Source organism: Akkermansia muciniphila (assembly GCF_040616545.1).
In the GTDB taxonomy this organism is placed as follows: Bacteria; Verrucomicrobiota; Verrucomicrobiia; order Verrucomicrobiales; family Akkermansiaceae; genus Akkermansia; species Akkermansia muciniphila_E.
The window spans coordinates 2,311,342-2,333,093 of the sequence record NZ_CP156688.1; the positions used below are offsets into that span (position 1 = coordinate 2,311,342).

Sequence of the window (21,752 nt, forward strand, 5' to 3'; positions counted from 1 at the left end):
CGGCATATGGCGCGGAAGCTGCCCCATACCTGTAAGACGTTCCGGCAACAGGCATTCCCGGATACTCCACCGCAGAGGGGGGAGAAAGTCCCTAGGTTGATGCTTCCGTCTTTTCCTTGCGGCGGATGCCCATAGGGGCCGCTCACCGGGAGCAGGGGCGGTATTATTGCCGGAATGGAAGCATGAGCCGCATTTTACCGAATGTAATGTTTCCGGTATAATTCAGCAAAGGCATTGAAGCCGGGAAACAGCTTCAATGAGTTTCCCTAGCCGCGGACTTTGGCTTTTTGAAGAGTCCTCTTTCCGTGGATCATTTTTTCACGGCGGTCCGCAGCGGACTGCCGGCGTGAGCGCACTGTATATTTTGCGAAAATTTGGCTAACCGTAAGGTTGCCCTGCTCAAAAAGGTTGAAAATGTTATCTCTCACTCTCATCGCTTCCTGAAGCGCCGCGTCAGCGCCCCCGTATTGAGAATCGGAGAAATAACGAGTGAACAAACGCTTGTTCTTACAGATAGCCAACCGGTAGCCCTGGAAGGCTGTTGTTTCGTAAGTGTAACGGGTGATGTTTTTACAAGGCATATGTACAGAAGTTATGGGACCGGGTAATAGGAGCAGTGACAGGCTTCTATTAGGATAGGTCTCACTTCCTGTAAAATCCAGAAAAAACACAATTTGTTAGATTGAGTGCAAGAAATGCGATTCTAGGTGTTTGTGGACAGTTTATTGTGATGTGTCATCCTTGACAAAAAAACAACCGTCGGAGACACGGACTTTTAATTTTTCCCCGGGCTGGACCTGGCTCGTTTGGCGAATCAGCTGTTTTTGCCCGTTTTCTACCAGGGCGTACCCCCGGCGCAACGTTTGCTCCGGGCTGTGGGCATCCACCCGGGCTTGAAGAAGAGCCAGTTGTGAAGCAAACTCAGCCATGCGCGCGGCGGCGGCATGGGCCAATCCTGCCCGGAGGGAATCCAGGAGCTGCATGCGTTCCCGGTTGCGGTGCGCCGGGTGGCGCATTTGGAGCTGGTGTTCCAGTTGGTTGATATGAAGTGTGTTCTGGAAAATGCGCGTGGCGGAGGCATTCAGCAGGGTCTCCTCCATGTCGTCCAGGCGCTGGGCATAGGGGGAAAGCAGGGAATCCGCATCCAGCAGTTTTCCACGCAGGTAAACATCCAGTTTCAGCTTGGAACGCAACAGGGAATGCCGGGCGGAGGCGTGCAGGGACTGCTCCATCCTGGACAGTTTCCGGAGCCATTCGGGGCCGTCCGGCGTAGCCAGTTCCGCCGCGGCGGTGGGAGTGGGCGCGCGCAGGTCCGCCACAAAATCCGCAATGGTGAAATCCGTATCATGCCCCACGGCGGAAATCACGGGAACGGTGCATTCGTAAATCGCGCGCGCTACCGTTTCCTCATTGAAATTCCACAAGTCCTCAATGGAGCCGCCGCCGCGGCCCACAATAAGCACGTCCACGGGGGGCAGGCCGTTGAGGGCCGCGTGGGACCAGGCGCGGACCGCCGCGGCTATCTCATGCTCCGCTCCGGCCCCCTGCACGCGCACGGGCAGCAGATAGGCCTTCACCCATGGTGCGCGGCGTTCCAGCACATGGCGTATGTCCTGGATGACGGCGCCGGTGGGGGAGGTGATGATGCCGATGGCGCGCGGGAAGGCGGGGATGCCTTTTTTACGCTCCGCATCAAACAATCCCTCCCGCTGGAGTTTTTCCTTCAATTCCAGGAAACGGGCCTGCAAGTCCCCCTGTCCGGCGGCTTTCACCTGCCTGATGACCAGTTGAAGCTGCCCCCGGTCCGGATACACGGTGGCGCTTCCCAGCACATGGACCTTCATCCCTTCCTGGAGCCGTACGGGGCATTTGGAGGCCGCCGCCTTGAAGAAGGCGCAGAAGATTTCCGCCCCCTGTTCCTTCAGGGTGAAGTAAACGTGGCCGCTGGTGTGGTGCTTTACGTTGCTGAGTTCCCCCACCACCCATTGGGTGCCCACGGCAATGCTCACCGTATCCCTCAGGCGGTAGACAAGCTGTTTAACCGTGATGGGCCTGGGGGCTGCGGGCGTTTCCTCCGGGAATTCCATAAATTATGGTTCAAAGGGGATGTTCAGCGCTTCATAAGCCAGCATCCTGCATTGCTTGATGTCCAGCTTGCCGGACGGCAGCACCGGAATGCGCTCCACGGGAATAATCTCCTTGGGGCACCACAGGGCCGGAAGCCCCTGGTCAATCAGGCCGTGCCTGATCAGGGTGCGCGCCTGGTGCACGTAATCCGTCACCAGCGTGGTGAGCAGGGCCACGGCCTCCCCCTTCACGGGGTCCGGAATGGTGACGACGGCTATGCGCCGTTCCTCGTCCGCCGGGTCCAGGTTCCAGATGTTCATGATGGCGGCCTCCAGCGCTTCATGGGGAACCATCTCCCCGCCTATCTTGGAAAAGCGGGAAATGCGGCCTTCAATCTTCAGGAAGCCGAATTCGTCCGCGGAGCCTATGTCCCCGGTTTTCAGCCATCCGTCCACGAAAATGTCCCGGTCCGCTTCAGGCCCTCCCAGGTAGCCGGGGAAAATATTCGGCCCTTTCAGCCAGATCATGCCGGACGTGGTGGAGGGCACCACGCGGCCCGTATGAGGGCTGGTGATGCGTATGGCTATGCCCGGCAGCAGGGCTCCCACGGAACCTTTCTTCATGCCGGGAATGAAGTCTCCGGCGGGGTTGGAGGGAGCCGGGTCAATGAAATTGACGGAGCAGACGGGGGAGGCCTCCGTCAGGCCGTAGCCTTCACACGGAATGGTGCCGAATTTCTCCCGGAAAGCGGCGGAAAGATCGTCCGGCAGCTTCTCCGCGCCCACAATCAGGTAGCGCACGGTTTTAAAGGTATCCGGCTCACACCGTTTCATGAAGCCGCGCAGGAAGGTGGGCGTGGTGACCACCAGGCTGATGCCGTACTGCTTGATCAGCGCGCCCAGGCGCTTGGCTTCCAGCGGGGAGGGGTAGGTAACCATGTCATATCCGCCGATCATGGGGTACCACAGCCCGATGGTGATGCCGAAGCAGTGGAACACGGGCAGGCTCCCCAGGAACCTGCTCTGCGGCGCGAGCGTGATGCGGGAGGAGCACTGGGAGATGTTGGAAAGCAGGTTGTGGTGGGTCAGCGGCACGCCCTTGGGTTCTCCGGAGGAACCGGAGGTGAACATCAGCACGGCCTCGTCCGCGCCCGTGGGCGCGTCCAGCCCCAGCTTCCTGATCATGAACCCGGCGGTCAGGAACTTCATGGCCAGGCCCCAGCGTTTGGCGGAACTCTTGAGCAGGGGAATTTCCCTTTCCATGAAGATCAGGTCCCGCTGGGGGGGCCATGGGAAATTCTGAAGCTTGCGCATGAACGTGTCCGCCGTGATGAACCAGTCCACGCCGGATTGTTTTACGGAACTGGCAAAAGCACCTTCCGAGGCTGAATAATTGAAATTCACCGGCGTTTTCCCGGCGAACAGGCAGCCCAGGTTGGCAATGGCCGCGCCCTTGCCGGGCGGCAGGATGATGCCCACCCGGCGGTTGGAGGTGATCTTTTTCAGCCGCTTGGCAAAGGCCACGGAAATGGCCAGCAATTGGCCGTAGGTCAGCGTAGTGTCGTCAATGCCGTCAATGACCCGGCAATCCGAATGCTGCTTGAGGCTGCGGAACAGCAGGGCGGACAGGGAGCCGTGAAGCTGGGGCAGCGTGGCGTAAGCCTGGGCGGAGCATTCCAGCCAGGCGGAGGTCAGGCGCGGCGCCATTTCAGCGCCGGGGGCCAGCTTGGGGAGAATATGGATCTGGATATCCGCCTGGACGTCCGTATCCGCCTCCGCATCCAGCACGGAGCTGGTGTAAAAGCCCACGTAAACCGGTACGGGGGAAATGTGGAGCGCTTCCAGGGCCTTGATGACCCGCGGGGGAATCTGGCTGATGGAGCCCTTGATGTGCGCCACCGGGCCGGGAAGGAACACCACGCGCCTTCCTGCGTTAATGCGCTCCATGATAGCGGCGCGCAGGGCGATGGGATCGCTGGAGCCCGCCTGGAACAGGATGCCGTCCGCCCTGGTGGATTCCAGATGGGCGGCGATGGATGTGTCCGGGGGCAGGCCTTCTTCCACCAGGTAGGTGATGCGCTCCCTGCCCAGTTCCTTTTCGAGCATAAGCAGGGTTTTGTGGGATGCCTTGTTGAAAATCAGCAGGTCGCCGGAGTCGGATAGATTGGAGGAACCGAAGATGGCCATGAGAAAAATAGGTGGGGAAACTCGCTCCATTCATGATAGCAATTCGAGGTGCGGAGGGCAAGTAGGAAAGGCGCCCTCATTCCGGTTCCCGGCATCCATGAATAGCGGAAAAATACAGCCGCAGCGGAAGCATGTTTTTTATGGGAAGGATATTGTTTTTCATGGAACGGGCCGGAGGGCTCCCCGGAAACCACGGAAGCGGCTCCTGCCGCAGAACCCGCCCGGACCAGTCAGTTGGCGCCCCCAGCCACCTCTGGAAAGCCGGAATGACGGAAAGGAAAAGGAACCTGATGCCGGAAAAAAACATCCATGAACCAAGGCGGATTTGAAATCCGGACGGGGCGGGAATGCTGTGCGGCCGGCAGCCGGAAAGGAGGATAAGGCATTCACGGGAATATACTTTCCAATGCGTTAAATGGGATTTATTACCGAATTGCATGGATTGATTGGAGGGACAAACCAAAATAATTGGAAGAAAGGAAAACAAGGTAAAGCTTTGAAAACCCCACTTCCAGATTGACACCGGATTTCAAATCCGATATTTCATTCATCTAATAGCATGTCTCATTTCTGCTAAAAGACCACGTCTTTCTCAATATATTTATAATTAATTGTTTTCTTTATGAAGCTGCATTTGCCCCTCAAGTTGTTGTCCGCTCTTCTTGCCTGTTGCGCCGTTTTGTCGGCATCCGTTCATGCGGAGCCCCTCACCATTACGACCAACCAGACTTTTGATACGGACGTTACCTGGAATGAGACCACGACGATTGGGGCGGATAACCTGACACTGACCATTGAGGCCGGAAAGACCGTCACCCAGGCGGAAGGGGCATTCAACATCGGAAACAACAGCCTGACCCTTACGGGCGGCGGCGTGTTCAAGATTGAAACGGCGGCTACCGTGAAAGTAGGGAGCGGCACCGTATCCAAAACCCTGACGATCGACAACGCCACGCTGGATTTAAGCTCTCCGGGAGCCAGCCTCAGCATGAAGGGGGATAATTATACACGCTACAAGGTAACCGTCACCAATGGCGGCGTGCTGCGCGTGGGGGAATATACGTATGACGGCGCGGGGCTGGGCTCCATGGCCGTCAATACGGATTACTGGACCTTGAACAACGGGCGCCTGGAGATTACCAAGGCAACCGACGGAACCTTCGGGAACGGCTTGACGGTAGCGGCAGGCGGCGGCGCCGTGGAGGTGGTGAATGCCGGTAGCACTATGTCAATCACTGCTGACGACACTCATTATATTCAGCTGAATGGCACCCTGACCATTACCGGGGCAGGGAACATGACCACGGGCAATGACAATGTGTTCCGCGGAACCGGTCGTCTGGTCAAGGACGGTTCCGGAACACTGACCCTGGCCAACACCTCCTCCTTCACGGGCGGCGTGGAGCTGAAGGGGGGCACCCTCATTGTCAGCAATGCCTCCGGAATGGGGACCAACAAGAACCTGTCCGTGACGGGGAATGCGTCCATCGGCGGTATTTCCGCGGGCTACCAGGGGCTTTCCCTTGCCTCCGGCGTGAGCCTGGACGTCTCCGCCGTAGACAATAATGCCGGGCTGACCATGAATTCCGGCGTCTTGTCCCTGGCGGGGCAGAATACGATGACCGGCAACCTGAACCTGGGTGCAGCCGTGCAGATTGACGCCACCCACATGACGGTGAACGGCAATCCCCTCCTGGCCCTGAACGGCGCCCTGACGGTGAACGGCAGCCTGCTGCTGGGGAACAGTGACGGCGTAAGCTGGAGCGCAGGCACGTACAATCTGATCAATGCCACGGGCGGCATCACCGGGGATTTGGCCAATACCATTCTGCTGGGGACCGAATACATCGGCAACTGGAGCACGACGGACAATATCCTGAAATTTGTCGTGGAGCAGGTTACGTCCCTGACCTGGACAGGCGGCGGAGACAATACGTGGACGGTGGGAGGAACGGGGAATTCCCCCTGGAATGCGGGGTTGCCCTTTGCCAACGGCAACGGAGTCGTCTTTGGAGACGTGGCCGGCAATGCGCCGCAGACCGTGAACATCTCCGGACAGGTTGATCCGGGCCTGATCGTCGTCAATGCGGAGACGACCAACTACACGTGGACGGGGACCGGCTCCCTTGCGGGAAGTTCCAAGCTCCAGAAGACCGGCGCCGGAACCTTGTCCATCGCCACGGACAACGCCGGTTTTTCCGGAGAAGTTCTGCTGGGCGGCGGCACGGTGGAAATGCAGCATGCCGGAGCCCTAGGCACCGGTAACATCATCTTTAATGGAGGCGCGCTCAAGTACGGCGCGGGCATGACGGCGGACATTTCCGGCCAGATCAAGACGGATGCCCTGGCTTCCAACTCCATTCTGGTGGACACGAACGGGAATGCCGTAACATGGGCCTCCCTGCCCGGATGGGCGGGTACCATCACCCGCACGGGGAACGGCAGCCTGCTGCTGGCGGCCGGCACTTACGGTGGCAAATTGACCAACAGCGGATCCGGTTCCCTGGTCATTGGAGCGGGGAATTCCTCCTTGAACGGAGGAATTAACGGCACCGTCACCAAGACGGGGACCGGAACCTTGACGTTAAGTCTTAATTCCTTCAATGCTTCGGGAGGAGGAACGCTGGTTGTGGAACAGGGTACCGTGATGCTTGCGGACGAAATCGGAACATGGAGCTCCAACCTGAACATTACGCTGGGGGAAAATACCGTGATGGACGTAGTGGGCGCCAGAGCCAAGGTGACGGGCACAGGAACCCTTACCATGGGGAACGGCTCCACCCTGCATGTAAGGAACGGAAATGCAAACGGCGCGAATTTCGACATGAAAATCGTCCTGGATGCCGCGGGCGGATTTGTCTCTATCGGGGGCGCTATTTATGGAGACAATACTACTGTTTCATCCACGCTTACCGGAACGGGCGGCCTCAAGATCATTTCCGATGCCGGGGCAAATGGCTGGAGTTTTAAAACGGGCTGGGTGAAGAATTCCTATGACGGCGACACGGAAATAGCCGGAACCGGCAACCTGATTAAGCTGACGTACAATATAGGGGACGCTTCCGTCGTTTCCGGTCAGACCCTGACCCCGTGGGGGCAGGGCAACGTAACGCTGGGCGGCAATGGAAAAGACGTCACCGTGACGTTCAGCAACCTGAATTCCAATACGGTGACGGGCGGCGTCTCCCTGGCCGGGGATATCACCCTGAAAGGGACGAATGCGGCTACGAAGCTGAGCATCTTTAACGGAGCCACCGTAAACGTAAACCTCAACGGCAAGGTGTCCGTGGAAACGTCCGGCACTGGAACGGCGACCATCTTGAGCGGGGACAGCCTCCAGATGCTCGGCGGCCTGGGCGGAACGGGAACGCTGGCAGTCACTACCCGCAACAATGCCGGAGCCCTGACGCTGGGCGGGGACGTATCCGGATTTTCCGGAACGCTGAACCTTGCCGGAGCAAACCTTTACCTGAATGCGGATACGGCGCTTGCCGGAACGCTGAACGCTTCCACCGCCAAGGTGACGGCGCTGCGGAAGCAGAACGTGACCGGGACGCTGAACGCCGCCTCGCTGGCGGTTGACGGGAACGCCCTGAGCGCTGACGGAGCAGCGCTTACGGTGAGCAATCTGGCCCTGGGCGCGGATGCGGGCGTCAGCCTGGACATCAACGGGAATATCACCGCGGGGACTTATACGCTGGTTTCCTGGGGCAACCTGACGGCCGGAAACTTTGCGGATGCAGGGACGATGACCCTGACCGGAACGCTGGCCAGCCTGTACCAGGGGACCTTTAACGTGAACACCGGGGACAAGACGGTGACCGTCTCCGTCAGCATGGCGGACGGCGTGGTGGTCTGGGACGGCAATCCGATTGGCGCCGTGGACAATACGACGACCTACCTGTTTGACGGAACGCACACGGGAGTGGCTTCCCTGACGGGGGACGTGAATGCCAAGGCCATCTATTTCAACAACGGAGTGGGGCAGGATCTGGAGCTGACCAACAACGGAGGCAAGCTTTCCGGGAACGGCACCATGACCAAGCTGGGGGAAGGCAAGGTGACCTTCAACAGCCCCAATAACGATTATTCCGGCGCGGTGAACATCAAGGAAGGAACCGTTGCCGTGAAGGCGAATATGGCCCTGGGTACCGGAACGGTAACCGTGGACAGGACGGGACGCCTGGAAATAGGCGTAACGGGCGGAATTGCGGATATTCTGGGAGCTACCATGCCCACGATTAACGGAGGCACGATCGCCTTTGTCTCCGGCGGGGCCAACACGCTGGGGACCAATCTGGCCAACGGCTCCGGCATTAATCTGGAAGTGGCGGGAGCCGGAACGGCCCTGACGGTTTCCACCGCCCAGACGAAAACCGCGCTGACCACGGTAGGTGAAGGAGCTGTTCTGAACCTCGGCAAGAACGGGGGCGGAGGAGAATCCATCCTTTACGGAAATCTGATAGTGAACGGGGGCACGCTGAATACCACCGCGGGCGATCCGTTCGGCTACAGCAACAACGGGAACTTCGGCACGCTGACTCTGAACAATGGCACCTGGAATGTTGGCGGCAGCAACACGACCATGGCCAATACCAGGATGGTGTTCAACAACAGCCGGGTTATCCTGAACATTCCCGGCGGAGGATTAAACGGCTTTGATTTGTTCAGCGGCACCAATACCATTGTGACGCAGCAGTCCGCTACCGGAATGAGCGTCTTTTCCGTAGGTGAGGGGGCTCCCTCCACCGGGCAGGCGAATGCCCTGACCCTCCGCGGCGGTACGGCCATCTTTGACATAGCCCGCGGGAATTTTGCGCTGGATGATACCAACACGGCGGATTTGAAGCTGGATGTGGTCGTAGCCAAGGAAGACAGCGGCGCCAACCTGGTCAAACAGGGGAACGGCGTGCTGCAGCTGAACAAGGCCAGCAGCTATACCAACCAAACCCTGATCAAGGAAGGGACCATCCTGTTAACGGGAGCGGGAACGCTTGGAACGGGAGCGGTTACGCTCGGCGGCAATGGGGACGCCTACCTCACCTATGCGGTGACCGGGGACCGGACGGTGGCCAACGCTATCAGCGGCAACGGAACCATCACGCAAAAGGGAGCGGGCAACGTCACGCTCAACGGTGCCAACACCTACACGGGAGCGACGAACGTGGAAGCCGGAACGCTTACGGCGGGAAGCGCCACGGCCTTTGGCACCAGCACGGTTTCCATCTCCTCCGGAGCCACGCTGGACATTGGCAACTACGCGGTCAACAACGCAGTCAATGTAAAAGCCGGTACGGCGGACGCGCTCTCCACGGGAGCCATCACCAGCAACGGCGGTTCCATCGGCAGCCTCACGCTTGGAAGCTACTCGCGCCTCAACGTCACCGGAGACATGGCTATGGCCGCAGGCTCTGCCTTCACCTTTGACATGACGGGACTGACGGCGGGAGGAAACGCCCTGGTGACGCTCACCGGGGGACTGACACTCACAGGAACGCACAACGTCACCCTGAACAACTACGACACGCTCACCGATGCGGGAGACTACTCCCTGCTCACGGTGGGAAGCGGAACCCTCACGCTGGGCTCCTTCAACATCGGGGACCTCATCAATGACGCCCATCCGGAACTGACCTACACGCTGGGCCTCTCTGCGGACGGCAGAACACTGCAGCTCAAGATCGAATCCGCCGCAGACATGCTCACCTGGAATGGAACGGCTGGAGCCGGAACGTGGAGCGCGGGCGACGTAAGCAACTGGACCTACGGGGGAAGCGGTTCCGCGCCGACGACCACGGACGGCCAGCCTCTGCTCTTTGACAATACGGCGGCCAACAAAACCGTCACCATCACGGGTGACGTAGCCCCGTCCTCCATCGTCGTCACCAACAGCGGCGCGGACAACACCTATACCTTCCAGGGAGACGGGCACATTACGGGCGCTACCACCATCCTGACCAAGAGGGGGGACGGCACCCTGCAAATCCGCAATACGAACACCTACGGGGGCTCCACGTCCCTGGAAGGGGGCATCGTGGACATCAACGCGGATGGAGCGCTGGGAACGGGCTCCATCATCTTCGGCGGCGGCACGCTGCAGGCCTCCGGGGACGTGACGCTGACGCAAACCATGGTGCAGAAAAACGCCGGGGATTCCGTCAAACTGGCGGCCACGGGCGCCGGCACCACGCTGACGGTGGACACGGCCGGGCAGGACAGCTACCTGGGCCTCAACTGGAATATCTCCGGCAACGGCTCCGTGGCACTGGAGAACATCGCCAATACCAAGGTTCTCTCCGGAACCATCACGGTGGCCGGCGGCTCCACCCTCAACCTCTCCGGAGGATCTGAAACTGCCCTCTCCGGCGTGCTCAAAAACATCGGCGGCACGCTCGCCAAAACGGACGGAGGCTCCCTGCTCGTCAAGGCGGCCAACGGCAATGACGCTCTCAACGGCACCCTCAGCAATGCCGGAGGCAGCATCGTTCTCTCCGGCTACGGAGCGCCCACGGCCAACCGAACCATCACGGTCAACGGCACGCTGAATGCCGACCTGATCGACGTCACCTACGGCGTTACGCTGGACCTGAAGAAAGACCTTGATATCGCTACGCTTCAGATCGGCGGCGGCACGATGGGCAGCAACACGCAAGCCTCCGCGGTCAACGTCAACACGGGCGTCACGCTTACCAGCGCCAGCGTCAAGCTGGGCGGGGCCAACGGCCAGGGAGCGCTCGCCGGCAACCTTAACATCAACGGCGGAACAGCCCTGCTGGGCGGCATCAGCCTGGAAAACGACTCCAACTCCGGCATTACGCTGACCGGCAATGGAACGCTCACGCTGGGCGGGGACATTACCGGGGCTTCCGGAACCCTTACGCTGGGTGAAGGAACGCTCAACTCCTCCGCAGCCTGGTCAACCTCTGCCGGAGTAGCGCTTAACGCCGCTTCCGGCAAGACCGCCACTGTGGACACCACGGGCGGGGACATCACCCTCAACGGAGCTATCACCGGTTCCGGCAGTCTTCTGAAGACCGGTACGGGCACACTCACGCTCGGCAACGCCAGCGCGGGTTATACGGGCACTGTCACGCTCAACTCCGGCACGCTTGCCCTCACGGCGGACGGCTACAAGGGAGCGCTTAACATCACCGGAGGCGCCCTCACGGGAGGAAACAACCACAAGGGAGCCAAAAACGTCACCGTCAACGCGGCTTCCGGCGTTACCTCCATCTCGCTGGGCGGCCTCTCCGGCTCCTCGCTTAAAACCATCAGCGTCACGGAAGCCGGAACGGTCATCAGCGGCATCAGCGGCGCGGCCAGCCTGGATAGCGCCGGCCTCGTCGTAGGCGTAGGCAATGTCTCCAAGACCCAGGACCTGGCCGGAAGCGCTTCCATGATTCAGTTTGACGCGGACGGAACGCAGCTGGAAATTGAAACGCTCACCCTCACCCTCTCCGCCGACCTCATCAACGCCATGCAGGGCTGGGGAGCGGGAGACCGCACCGCGTGGCTCAACCTCACCAACGGAGCGCTGGGCTACGGCACGGCCACCTTCAACCCGCTGCTGGAAACCCTCGGCTTTGCCGTCACGGGCATCAACGGAGGCTCCATCGGCATCACGGGCGACGCCACGCAAATCTACGCCGTGGGCAGCGAAGACAAAACCGTCTCCAGCAACTCGGAACTGGACCCGTACCGCGCGGTCATTGTGGACGGCAACCTGGCCCTCAACCTCCCGGGCGTGGACGATACGGCTGACGGCCTCACCATCAACAACCTCTCCGGAGCGGCCTCCGGCGTCATCAACATCACCAGCACGAACGACAAGACGGCCTCCGTCATTCTGAACAACGAACTGCTGGGAACTGATCCCAATACGTCCGGCCCCGATACGAAATACTCCGGAACCATCAATGGCGGCACGGCCAACATCACCAAGACGGGAGAAGGCTCCCTGGAACTTGCCGGAGCCCTGAACACCAGCGGGACGCTGGAAATGCAGGACGGCGGCCTTACGCTCTCCGGAACGGCGGACGTAGGCTCCATCAAGCTCAACTCCACCAACGCCGGTGACCTCTCTTCCCTGGACATCACCGGAAAGACACAAGCGGGAACGCTCACGGATGAAGGAAACGGAGGCAACCTCACCGTCGGGAAGAACGGAACGCTCACACTCACAGGAGCAGGTTCCGAACTCTCCAACAGCACGGTCTCCGGAGCCGGGGTGCTTCAGGTGGCGGACAATGCCTCCCTGTCGCTCAACGGTACCTCCAAACTCGACGGCGTGCAGGTGGACCTGGACGGCAACGGAACGCTGGAACTCGCCAACGCGGCCAACACCATCTCCGGCCTGACGGGAAGCGGCGCGCTGAACAACGGCTCCGCGCTGGAAATCACCACCGCCGGGAATGCCCTGTATGAAGGCGCGCTCAGCGGAGAAGGCAGCATCACCATGAACGGCACGGGCACGCAGACCCTGAAGGGGAACGGTGCGATCGGCCAGGCCCTCAACGTCACCAAGGGGACGCTGGAATTGATGGGAGCGGAAGGCGGCAACGGCTCGGTCACCTACAAGAGCCTCACGGCGGGAAGCGGCGCCCATGTGCGCCTCAGCCCGGTAGGGGAAGGAGCCGGCGCAGTCAACACGACGCTCACCGTTGCCAACGGACTCAACCTGCAAAACTCCCATCTGGAACTGGTTATCAATACCAACCGGGACGACCTCTTCTCCAGCCCCGTCATCACGGTGCAGGCAGGAGACGTCAACCTGAATGGCACCACCGTTTCCCTGGGAAGCCTGGGAGACTATGACGACCCGGCGGACCCGACGGCCAACCTCAACTTCACGCTCGTGGACGCGACGGGAGCCGGAACGGTCACCGCGGACGGAGCCACCATCGACCCCTCGGGCTACTTCGACTTCTACTACCAGGAATTCGGCATCCGGGCGGAAGGCGGCAAAATCGTCGTCACGGGCATGGTCAAAACGGACAACGCCTTCCTGGATGCGGCCAACACGGCCAACTCGCAAGCCGGAGCCAACCTCCTCTGGAATAGCCGCGGAGACGCCCCCAAGGGTACACAGCTGGGAGACCTGCGTGAAGCCGTCAGAAACGACATTCAATCCGGCAACGGCTCCCGGGCGGCCCGCTCCATGGCCGCCGCCGCGGGAAGTACGGTCAACGCACTGGGAACGGCGCAGAAAGACGCCCTTCGCGACCAGATGGGCTGGATACGCAACCGCACCACCCTGATGGGCGTCAACCCTGCCTACATCAACGAAGACCTCCCCTACTTCCACATGTGGATGGAAGGAACGGGCTCCTACAGCAAGCTGGACACCAAGGGGGATGAAAGCGGCTACCAGCTCACCACCTGGGGCGGAACCGTCGGCATGGACGTGGACCTCAGCGACCACTTCACGATGGGAGCGGCCTTCACGGCCAACTACGGGGACCTGACGGCCAGCGCGGCGGACACGGCCGACGGCCACCTGGACAGCTACTACGCCAACCTCTTCGGTCGCTACCAGAGCAAGAGATGGGCCCACACGCTCATCCTGACGGGCGGGTGGAACGACGCCAAGCTCAACCGGACGGTCAACTACGGAGAAGGCAGCTACAGCACGCAGGGCAACACCAACGGGTGGGGCTTTGGAGCGATGTACGAACTCACCTACGACGTCTACCTGAATGAAGACAAGAGCAGCATCCTGCAACCTTTGGCCAACGTCTCGGTGGTAACCACCCGTATGGACGGTTACACGGAAACGGGAGCCGGAAATGCGGGCCTGAATGTAGGCAAGCAGGAATGGACGACGGGGACGGTGGCGCTTGGCGGCCGGTGGATGGGGCTGGCGGGCAGCAACCTCTTCGGGCGTGAGGCGCTGGTGGAATTCCGAGCCAACGTAGCGCAGGACATGGGAGACCGCCGCGGCGAGACCGGGGTAGGTTTCCTGGCCAACCCCGGCTACACGCAAACGGTGAGGGGAGCGAAGGTAGGAACGACCGCGCTTCAAATCGGAGCGGGCCTGAGCGTGCCTGTGGGAACGCAGGGGACGGTGTTTGTCAACGGCAACGCGGACTTCCGGGACGGAGCCAACTCGGTGAACGGAAGCGTGGGCTACCGCTATGACTTTTAAGGAGAGTTGAAGTTTGAGAGTTGAGAGTGGAGCGGAGACGCACCGCTCTGCATCCCTTCAGGGCCGTTCCGGGGTTATCCGGGACGGCCCTGTTGCGTTGTGAAGGGGCCTCTCCGCTCTATTCTCAACTCTGAACCCTCAACATTCCTCTCTAAATAAACCATTCCTCTCTTGAAAGGACGACTTCCCGTTTCCGGCGGATTAAAAATCCGCGATTGATGCCGGAAACCGTCAATATACCAGAACAGTGATGCCTGGATGTTCATACTGTACCGTATAACACGATTCCGGCAGGAAAATACAGACCAGATTTTAGCAAAAACTGTCTCCTCCTGGAATGCGCAACACATACGTGTTCAACGTTTAATGTTGACGGCGGATTTTTAATTCGATAGTAGTGATAAAAAGGCCTCTGTCTAGGATTAGCAGGGTTTTTTGTTTTCAACATACATCACTATTATGAAGCTGCATCTTCCCCTTGGCTTGCTTTCCGCCGTTCTTTCATGCATGGCTGCCGTTTCCTCCCCGCATGCTGTTGCGGAAACCTATACATGGCTGGGAGGAACGGTGGACGTTCATTTGAATACCAACTGGACTCCGGATTACGGCGGCGGCAATAACTGGTCGGCAACATGGGCCAATGCGGCGGTAAACACCATGCGTTTTGATACGGCCAGCATGACGGGAACGAATAAGGCGCTTCAGGCTTCCTTCAATACGCTTTCACTTGGTGGAATAACCGTTACGGATGGTTCCGATGGATTCAGCGTTTCCAAAAGCAACGGTTCCAACCGCACCGTTAATTTGCGTGATGGAGGAGAGGGATATACCCTGTTTGACATAGGCGGGGATTTTTCCCTGGGAGTTGCCGCCCAGGCATGGAATGGAATAGTTTTAAACTCCAGCGCCCTGTTCAAAATTGCTACCGGCAAGACCATGAACATTTACGGCGGTTTGGGGACGGCCGGAGCAGATGCCAAGACGATGACCGTGGGTGCGGACGGACTGGCGGGCACCCTCATCCTGAATACGGCGGCCCAGGCCTCCATGACGGCGGATTGGGTTATTTCCAATGGTGCGACCGTTCAGTTGAATAATGCCACGGCTTTGGGTTCCGGCGCGGTAAGCCTGAATGGGGGCAATTTGACGGCCCAGCACGATGCTACCTACAATAATGTGCTGACCGTGAGCGGTTCATCCGGCATGACCGTGAATGCAGCCACGCAGTTTTCCAATGTAAGCCTTTCCAATGCCGCTGCCCTGAACATGAATTCCGGAACACTTGCAATTGCGGGTGGAGGAAGTCTGTCCCTGGGGACCTCGGGAACCATTACGGGCAATCTGACGCTGGGAAACTTGTCTCTTCTGAATTTCTCCGCCCTCCCGGCTTCCGGCGCGTACCTGCTGAATGTAACCGGAACGCTGACGGTGAACAGTGAATTGCTTCTGGGGCAGGGAACGATAGAGGGCGTGGCCTGGACAGAGGGTTCCCATGACCTGATCAATGCGGGCTCCATTACCGGAGTTCCGGCCAGTTCCTTTGTTCTGGGCGATAATCTTCTGGGTTCATGGAGCACGGAGAACGGCAAGCTTACCCTGGTGGTGGAGCAGGTGGCTTTGCTTGAGTGGAAGGGCGGTGATGGAATCTGGTCCGCTACTGCTCCGGCCTCTTCCCCGTGGAAGAACGACAGCGTGTACAATAATAATTCCGGAGTCGTCATGGGAGACATTGACGGCAACGCCCTGCAGACGGTGACCATTGACGGCGCCGTCTCTCCCACGATTATTATGGTGCAGGCGAATACGACGGATTACGTATGGAATGCCGCGGAAGGCGGCGGGGCCCTGGAAGGCAACAGTAATCTGGAAAAGACCGGCAACGCCAAACTGACCATCAATACGGCCAATACCAACTATACCGGAAAAGTGATCCTTGGCGCCGGAACGCTTGAGATAGGCGATGACGCCGCTCTCGGAGCCGGCAGCCTGGCGTTTGACGGAGGTACCCTCCAGTATGGGACAGGCGTAACTGCGGATATTTCCGGACAGATTTCCGCCGCGAGCAAGAGCTCCATCAAGGTGGACACCAACGGAAATGCCGTAACGTGGGCTTCCGTGGATAATTACAAGGCGCTGGCCATGGAAAAATCCGGAGACGGCACGTTGACGCTGGGCGCCGCCGTATATGCGGGTGCGCTGACGGTAGACGGAGGCTCCGTATCCATTACCTCTGAAAATGTTCAAACGAGGTTTTCCGCGGGAGTCTCGGTAAGTGCGGATGCGACCCTCGCCATTTCCAGCACTATCAATGGAATGTCAGCCGGGAACAGCGCCAACATCGTCATCAACGGCATGAGCGGAGCGGGCCGGATTGAGCTGGACAACCAGGCGGCCAAATCCCGTTTTTACATTTCCGGAGACAATTCCTCCTTTACCGGGGAACTGGTTGCCTCCGGATTGAACAATGATCCGGGCAATACGAATGATGCCCGCGACATCCAGTTTGCCACCGCTGCCAGCATGGGGAGGGGTACGGTAACCCTGAATGGACGCGGTTTCTGGCTGGAGGCTGCCAACACGGCGGATACCGCCGCCATGGCAACGATCAATGTGCTGGAGAAAGGAACCTACCTGAATGGAGGGAGCGGCAATTCCTATTATTTTGGCGGAGCGTTCACCGGAAGCGGGGAGATTACCACGGCCATGGGCGGAGCCAGCGCGTTTGGCTATCTCCTGGGAGATATGACCGGATTTACAGGAAGCTTTAATCACAGCAATACCAGTAGCGTCTACACCTGGGTATTCGGCAACGGAACTGCTGCCACCCTGAATGACGGGAAACTTTTTGGAGAAGGCGTGATGCTGAAAGGTTCCAGCGGCACGGCCCAGTATAAGTTCTCCTACACCAATGACCTCATTCTGATGAACGCCACCGTGGGTGCGGAAGCCGCCCTGAACGCCGGAGTGGAACAGGCGGGAACCGGAACGCTGGTGCTGACGCAGGACAATACCGCTACGGGGACGCTTGCCATTACCAGCGGCACGGTTCAGTTGGGCAATGGAGAGGCCACAGGCTCATGGGCCGGGCAGATCACCGGGGCAGGGGCTCTGGTGGTGAACAGGGCCGGCGGCTCTCCGGTCCTGGAACTGAATGCCGCCAACGATTACCAGGGGGGAACCACCCTGAACGGCGGCACGGTGAAGGCGCTGGGCGCCGGCTCCCTGGGGACCGGGAATGTTTCCGTGAACGGAGGTTCCGTTCTGGACATGAACAACCAGGCGATTGCCAACAATGTCACCATTACCAAGGGTGGTTTGCAGAATGCCGGAGCGTACGCCACTGCCGGCGGAGTAACCGTGAACGCGGAGGCCAATTCCGGGGATATTGACCTGGGCGGCCTGTCCGGTGACAAGGTGGGCGGCATTAATACCACCACGGCGGGAACGGCCATTACCGGGCTGTCAGGGAACTTGACGCTGACGGGGAATAATTCCCTGCATGTGGCGGCGAACAATACCACGTATGCCGCCGACGGGGACCAGAAGAGCCTGCTCCAGTTCAATGACACGGCCACAGGCACCGTTTCCTTCGGCGGGGACGCTTCAGACCTTACGCTGCACCTGGACATTGATACGGATATCCTGATCGCCATGCGCGAGATGGAATCCGTAGGCATTCTGCTGACCGACGGAACGATTTCCGGCTTGCCTTCCAGCGACCTGATTGCGTGGCTCAACCAGCACCTTACGTTCAATGCCACGCTGGAAAGCCTGGGATTCGGCATCAAGGGCGTGGAGGGCGGCAGCATCATCATTTCCGGCAGGACGGACCAGATTTACATTGCGTCCGTGGACGGCTCCACCGTCACGGAGATTCCTGCCCTGAATTCCTATGCCCAGGTAATCGTGGACACGAACCTGACCCTGAACTTTGACGTGCCTGCGGCTAATACGGACAAGACCGTCATCCGCCATCTTTCCTCCGGCACCAATACCACGGGCAACCTGGTGGTCAATGCCACCGGGGACGGTTCCCTGGATATTGAACTGGCGAACGATCTGGACAATTCCGTCTTCAACGGCAGCCTGACCGTCAACGGAGACGGCGTGGACCTGATCAAGACAGGAGAAAAGACGCTGGTGCTTAATGGAAATGTCAATACCTCCAATGCGGTGGTTGCCCGGGAAGGCACGCTGGCCCTGAACGGGAGCGCTAACAATATCGGCACGCTGACGCTGGGCTCCGCCTCTGCGGATGAAGCCGCCCGCGTCGTGATCGGCGGGACAACGACGGCCACCCTGGCGGATGAAGCGGAGGGCGGGTCCCTGCAAATCGCTGCGGGCGGAACGCTCAAGACGGCCGGGGATTCCACCCTGGACCAGGCGACCACCATTTCCGGAACGGGACGCCTGAATATTCAGGAAGGTTCCAGCCTTGCCATGGCGGGGGAAGCCGGCCTGTCCGGAACCTCCGTGACGCTGAACGGAATGCTGAACCTGTCCGGGACCGGGGAGAAGTCCATTCTGGCCCTCTCCGGCGCCGGAACGCTGGCGCTGAACGGCAACACTCTGTCCATCACCTCCGCATCCGCCGTGAACGGCTCGTTCTCCGGCACACTGGATGGAGAAGGGAGCATTGACGTTTCCGGCAAGGTGACCCAGGTAATGCAGGCCGGAAGCGCCACGTATGACCTGGGTGTGAGCGGAGGCGCCACGCTGGTGCTGAAAGGCACGGCGGCTTCCCCCACGCTGGATTACCGGAATGTTACGGTGGGTTCCTCCGGAACCCTGCGCATTGAGGCCGCCGGCAACGGAGCCGGGGATTCCAATACTGCCTTGAATGCGGGGAGCGTTGATTTCCGGAGCGGCTCCATGACGGAGTTCGTTTACAACCTGAGCCAGGCGGACCCCTTCGGCTCCGCCATGCTGACGGCGGATTCCATCACCATCGGGGATGGGGCCAAATTCACGCTTGCCAACATGACCGGCAACACGGGCCTGGGAACATATGAAAACCTGGACGGCGTAGTGCTGATGACGGCGGGCGCCATTGACGGCCTGGCGGACGGAGAATCCATGTCCGTGGGCACTTCTGGGCTTTTTGCCGTATATTACAAGGATGCGACCATGGCCCGGGAAGGCAATAACATTGTGTTAAATGCCACGGTGCAGCAGGATAATATTTTTACTCCCGCGGCGGGTTCCCATAACTCTGCGGCCGGCTCCCAGCTATTGTGGGAGGCCAGGAGCAATTTGGACGCCACTTCCCAGCTGGGGCAGGTGATGAATGCCATCAGCACCATGATTACGGGGGATAATCCGGATCTATCCGGTGCGTCCAGGGCGCTGGCCGCCGTAGCAGGCAGCACGGTCAACGCGCTGGGAACGGCACAGAAAGACGCCCTGCGCGACCAGATGGGATGGATCAGGAACCGCACCACGCTCATGGGCGTCAACCCCGCTTACATCAACGAAGACCTCCCCTACTTCCACATGTGGATGGAAGGAACGGGCTCCTACAGCAAGCTGGACACCAAGGGGGATGAAAGCGGCTACCAGCTCACCACCTGGGGCGGAACCGTCGGCATGGACGTGGACCTCAGCGACCACTTCACGATGGGAGCGGCCTTCACGGCCAACTACGGGGACCTGACGGCCAGCGCGGCGGACACGGCCGACGGCCACCTGGATAGCTACTACGCCAACCTCTTCGGGCGCTACCAGAGCAAGAGATGGGCCCACACGCTGATCCTGACGAGCGGGTGGAACGACGCCAAGCTCAACCGGACGGTCAACTACGGAGAAGGCAGCTACGGCACGCAGGGCGACACCAACGGTTGGGGCTTTGGAGCGATGTACGAACTCACCTACGACGTCTACCTGAATGAAGACAAGAGCAGCATCTTCCAGCCGTTGCTCAACGCCTCTGTGGTCAGGACAAGCATGGACGGTTACACGGAAACGGGAGCCGGAAACGCGGGGCTGAATGTAGGCAAGCAGGAATGGACGACGGGGACGGTGGCGCTTGGCGGCCGCTGGATGGGGCTGGCGGGCAGCAACCTCTTCGGACGTGAGGCGCTGGTGGAATTGCGAGCCAACGTGGCCCAGGACATGGGAGACCGCCGCGGCGAGACGGGCGTGGGCTTCCTGGCCAACCCCGGCTACACGCAAACGGTGAGGGGAGCGAAGGTAGGAACGACCGCGCTTCAAATCGGAGCGGGCCTGAGCGTGCCTGTGGGAACGCAGGGAACGGTGTTTGTCAACGGCAACGCGGACTTCCGGGACGGAGCCAACTCGGTGAACGGAAGCGTAGGCTACCGCTACGATTTCTAAGGAGAGTGGAGGTTTGAGAGTGGAGAGTGGAGCGGAGACGTACCGCTCTCCATTTCCTCATGGGGCCGTTTCGGACAAGAGCCGGAACGGCCCTGTTGCGTTGGTGAAGGGGCCTCTCCACTCTCCACTCTAAAACCTCCACTCTCCTCACTAGAGGCTCTTGCTCAAATATGGGCGCTGCTGTTTGCGGCTCTCCATTCCAGCACTACTTCCGCGCGCAGTTCGTCTCCCTGCATGAGGTGGTGGCAGGTGGTAGATTCCTGGCGGAACAGCAGGGATTTCATGGATTCTCCCGCATGGGTTTCCTTCTTGAAATGGAGGTGCATGCCCGTTAATTCGTGTTCTTCCTGCCAGGAGCTTGGGAGGTCTTCCAGAGCCCAGACCAGGTAGGCCGCATTGTTGATGTGGCGGTTGAAGTCCGTGTCACGGCGTTCAGCCGTCCATTCCCGTATTTCCGGATGAAGACCGGACGTATCTACGGAAACCGGGGCGACGGTTTTTTTGCACGGCGTATCAGGGAAGGCATTAATGTGCCTGTTCAATGGCACCGGGCGTCTGCGGCGCACGTCAATGACCGCCCACAGGCAGCTCGCCGTGATGAGGCTGTTTCCCTGGGCGTCCCTTATTTCCAGATTGCGGCGGGCCAGCAGGGGCGTTTCCTGTGCGGTCCAGGTGCGGAGCTCCACCGTTTCCTTCCATCCGGGACGGCGGCTGATGGCCGCATCCAGGCGCACTTCCACCCACGCCAGCCCTCGGGACATCACGAAGTCATAACCGAAGCCAAGGGCGGAGGCGTGGGCTTCCGCTATTTCCTGGAACCAGTGCAGAACCGTTTCCGACTTCATCAGGCCGTCCGCCCCGCATTCATAACTGCGGACGGCGGCTTGAGTGGAATAAATTCCCTGGGCGGCGGCGTGTTCCATAACGTCTTATTTTAACTGAACCGTTTTCCGTAACCAGCCAAAAACGGGTAATGGGACACCGGGCATGCCGGAGTTACAGGCTTGCATAAGAACAGAGCC

At 59.7% G+C, this 21,752-nt stretch carries 6 protein-coding genes; 2 read left to right on the top strand and 4 right to left on the bottom strand.

The annotated features are described in order from the left end of the window. Positions 1-266: 266 nt before the first annotated feature. The 3 genes from ABGM91_RS09470 to ABGM91_RS09480 all read right to left on the bottom strand — a co-directional run bounded on the left by ABGM91_RS09470 (position 267) and on the right by ABGM91_RS09480 (position 4,253). A complete protein-coding gene (locus ABGM91_RS09470; protein WP_102713961.1) occupies positions 267-581 on the bottom strand; it encodes a hypothetical protein in 315 nt (104 codons plus the stop codon). A gap of 141 nt (positions 582-722) precedes the next feature. Then, a complete protein-coding gene (xseA, locus tag ABGM91_RS09475; RefSeq protein ID WP_354831810.1) occupies positions 723-2,087 on the bottom strand; it encodes an exodeoxyribonuclease VII large subunit in 1,365 nt (454 codons plus the stop codon). Between the two features lie 3 nt (positions 2,088-2,090). Then, positions 2,091-4,253, bottom strand: a complete 2,163-nt coding sequence (locus ABGM91_RS09480) for an AMP-binding protein (RefSeq protein WP_354831813.1) — start codon at positions 4,251-4,253, stop codon at positions 2,091-2,093. A gap of 622 nt (positions 4,254-4,875) precedes the next feature. Here ABGM91_RS09480 and ABGM91_RS09485 point away from each other — a divergent pair. Together ABGM91_RS09485 and ABGM91_RS09490 are read left to right on the top strand one after the other, a co-directional pair. Next, positions 4,876-14,397, top strand: a complete 9,522-nt coding sequence (locus ABGM91_RS09485; protein WP_354831816.1) for an autotransporter-associated beta strand repeat-containing protein — start codon at positions 4,876-4,878, stop codon at positions 14,395-14,397. A gap of 459 nt (positions 14,398-14,856) precedes the next feature. After that, positions 14,857-20,730, top strand: a complete 5,874-nt coding sequence (locus tag ABGM91_RS09490) for an autotransporter domain-containing protein (RefSeq protein WP_354831818.1) — start codon at positions 14,857-14,859, stop codon at positions 20,728-20,730. Between the two features lie 164 nt (positions 20,731-20,894). Here ABGM91_RS09490 and ABGM91_RS09495 read toward each other — a convergent pair whose 3' ends face one another. Then, positions 20,895-21,653 (bottom strand): acyl-ACP thioesterase domain-containing protein, encoded by a 759-nt coding sequence (locus tag ABGM91_RS09495; RefSeq protein ID WP_354831819.1) that lies wholly within the window; start codon positions 21,651-21,653, stop codon positions 20,895-20,897. Between the last annotated feature and the right edge of the window lie 99 nt (positions 21,654-21,752).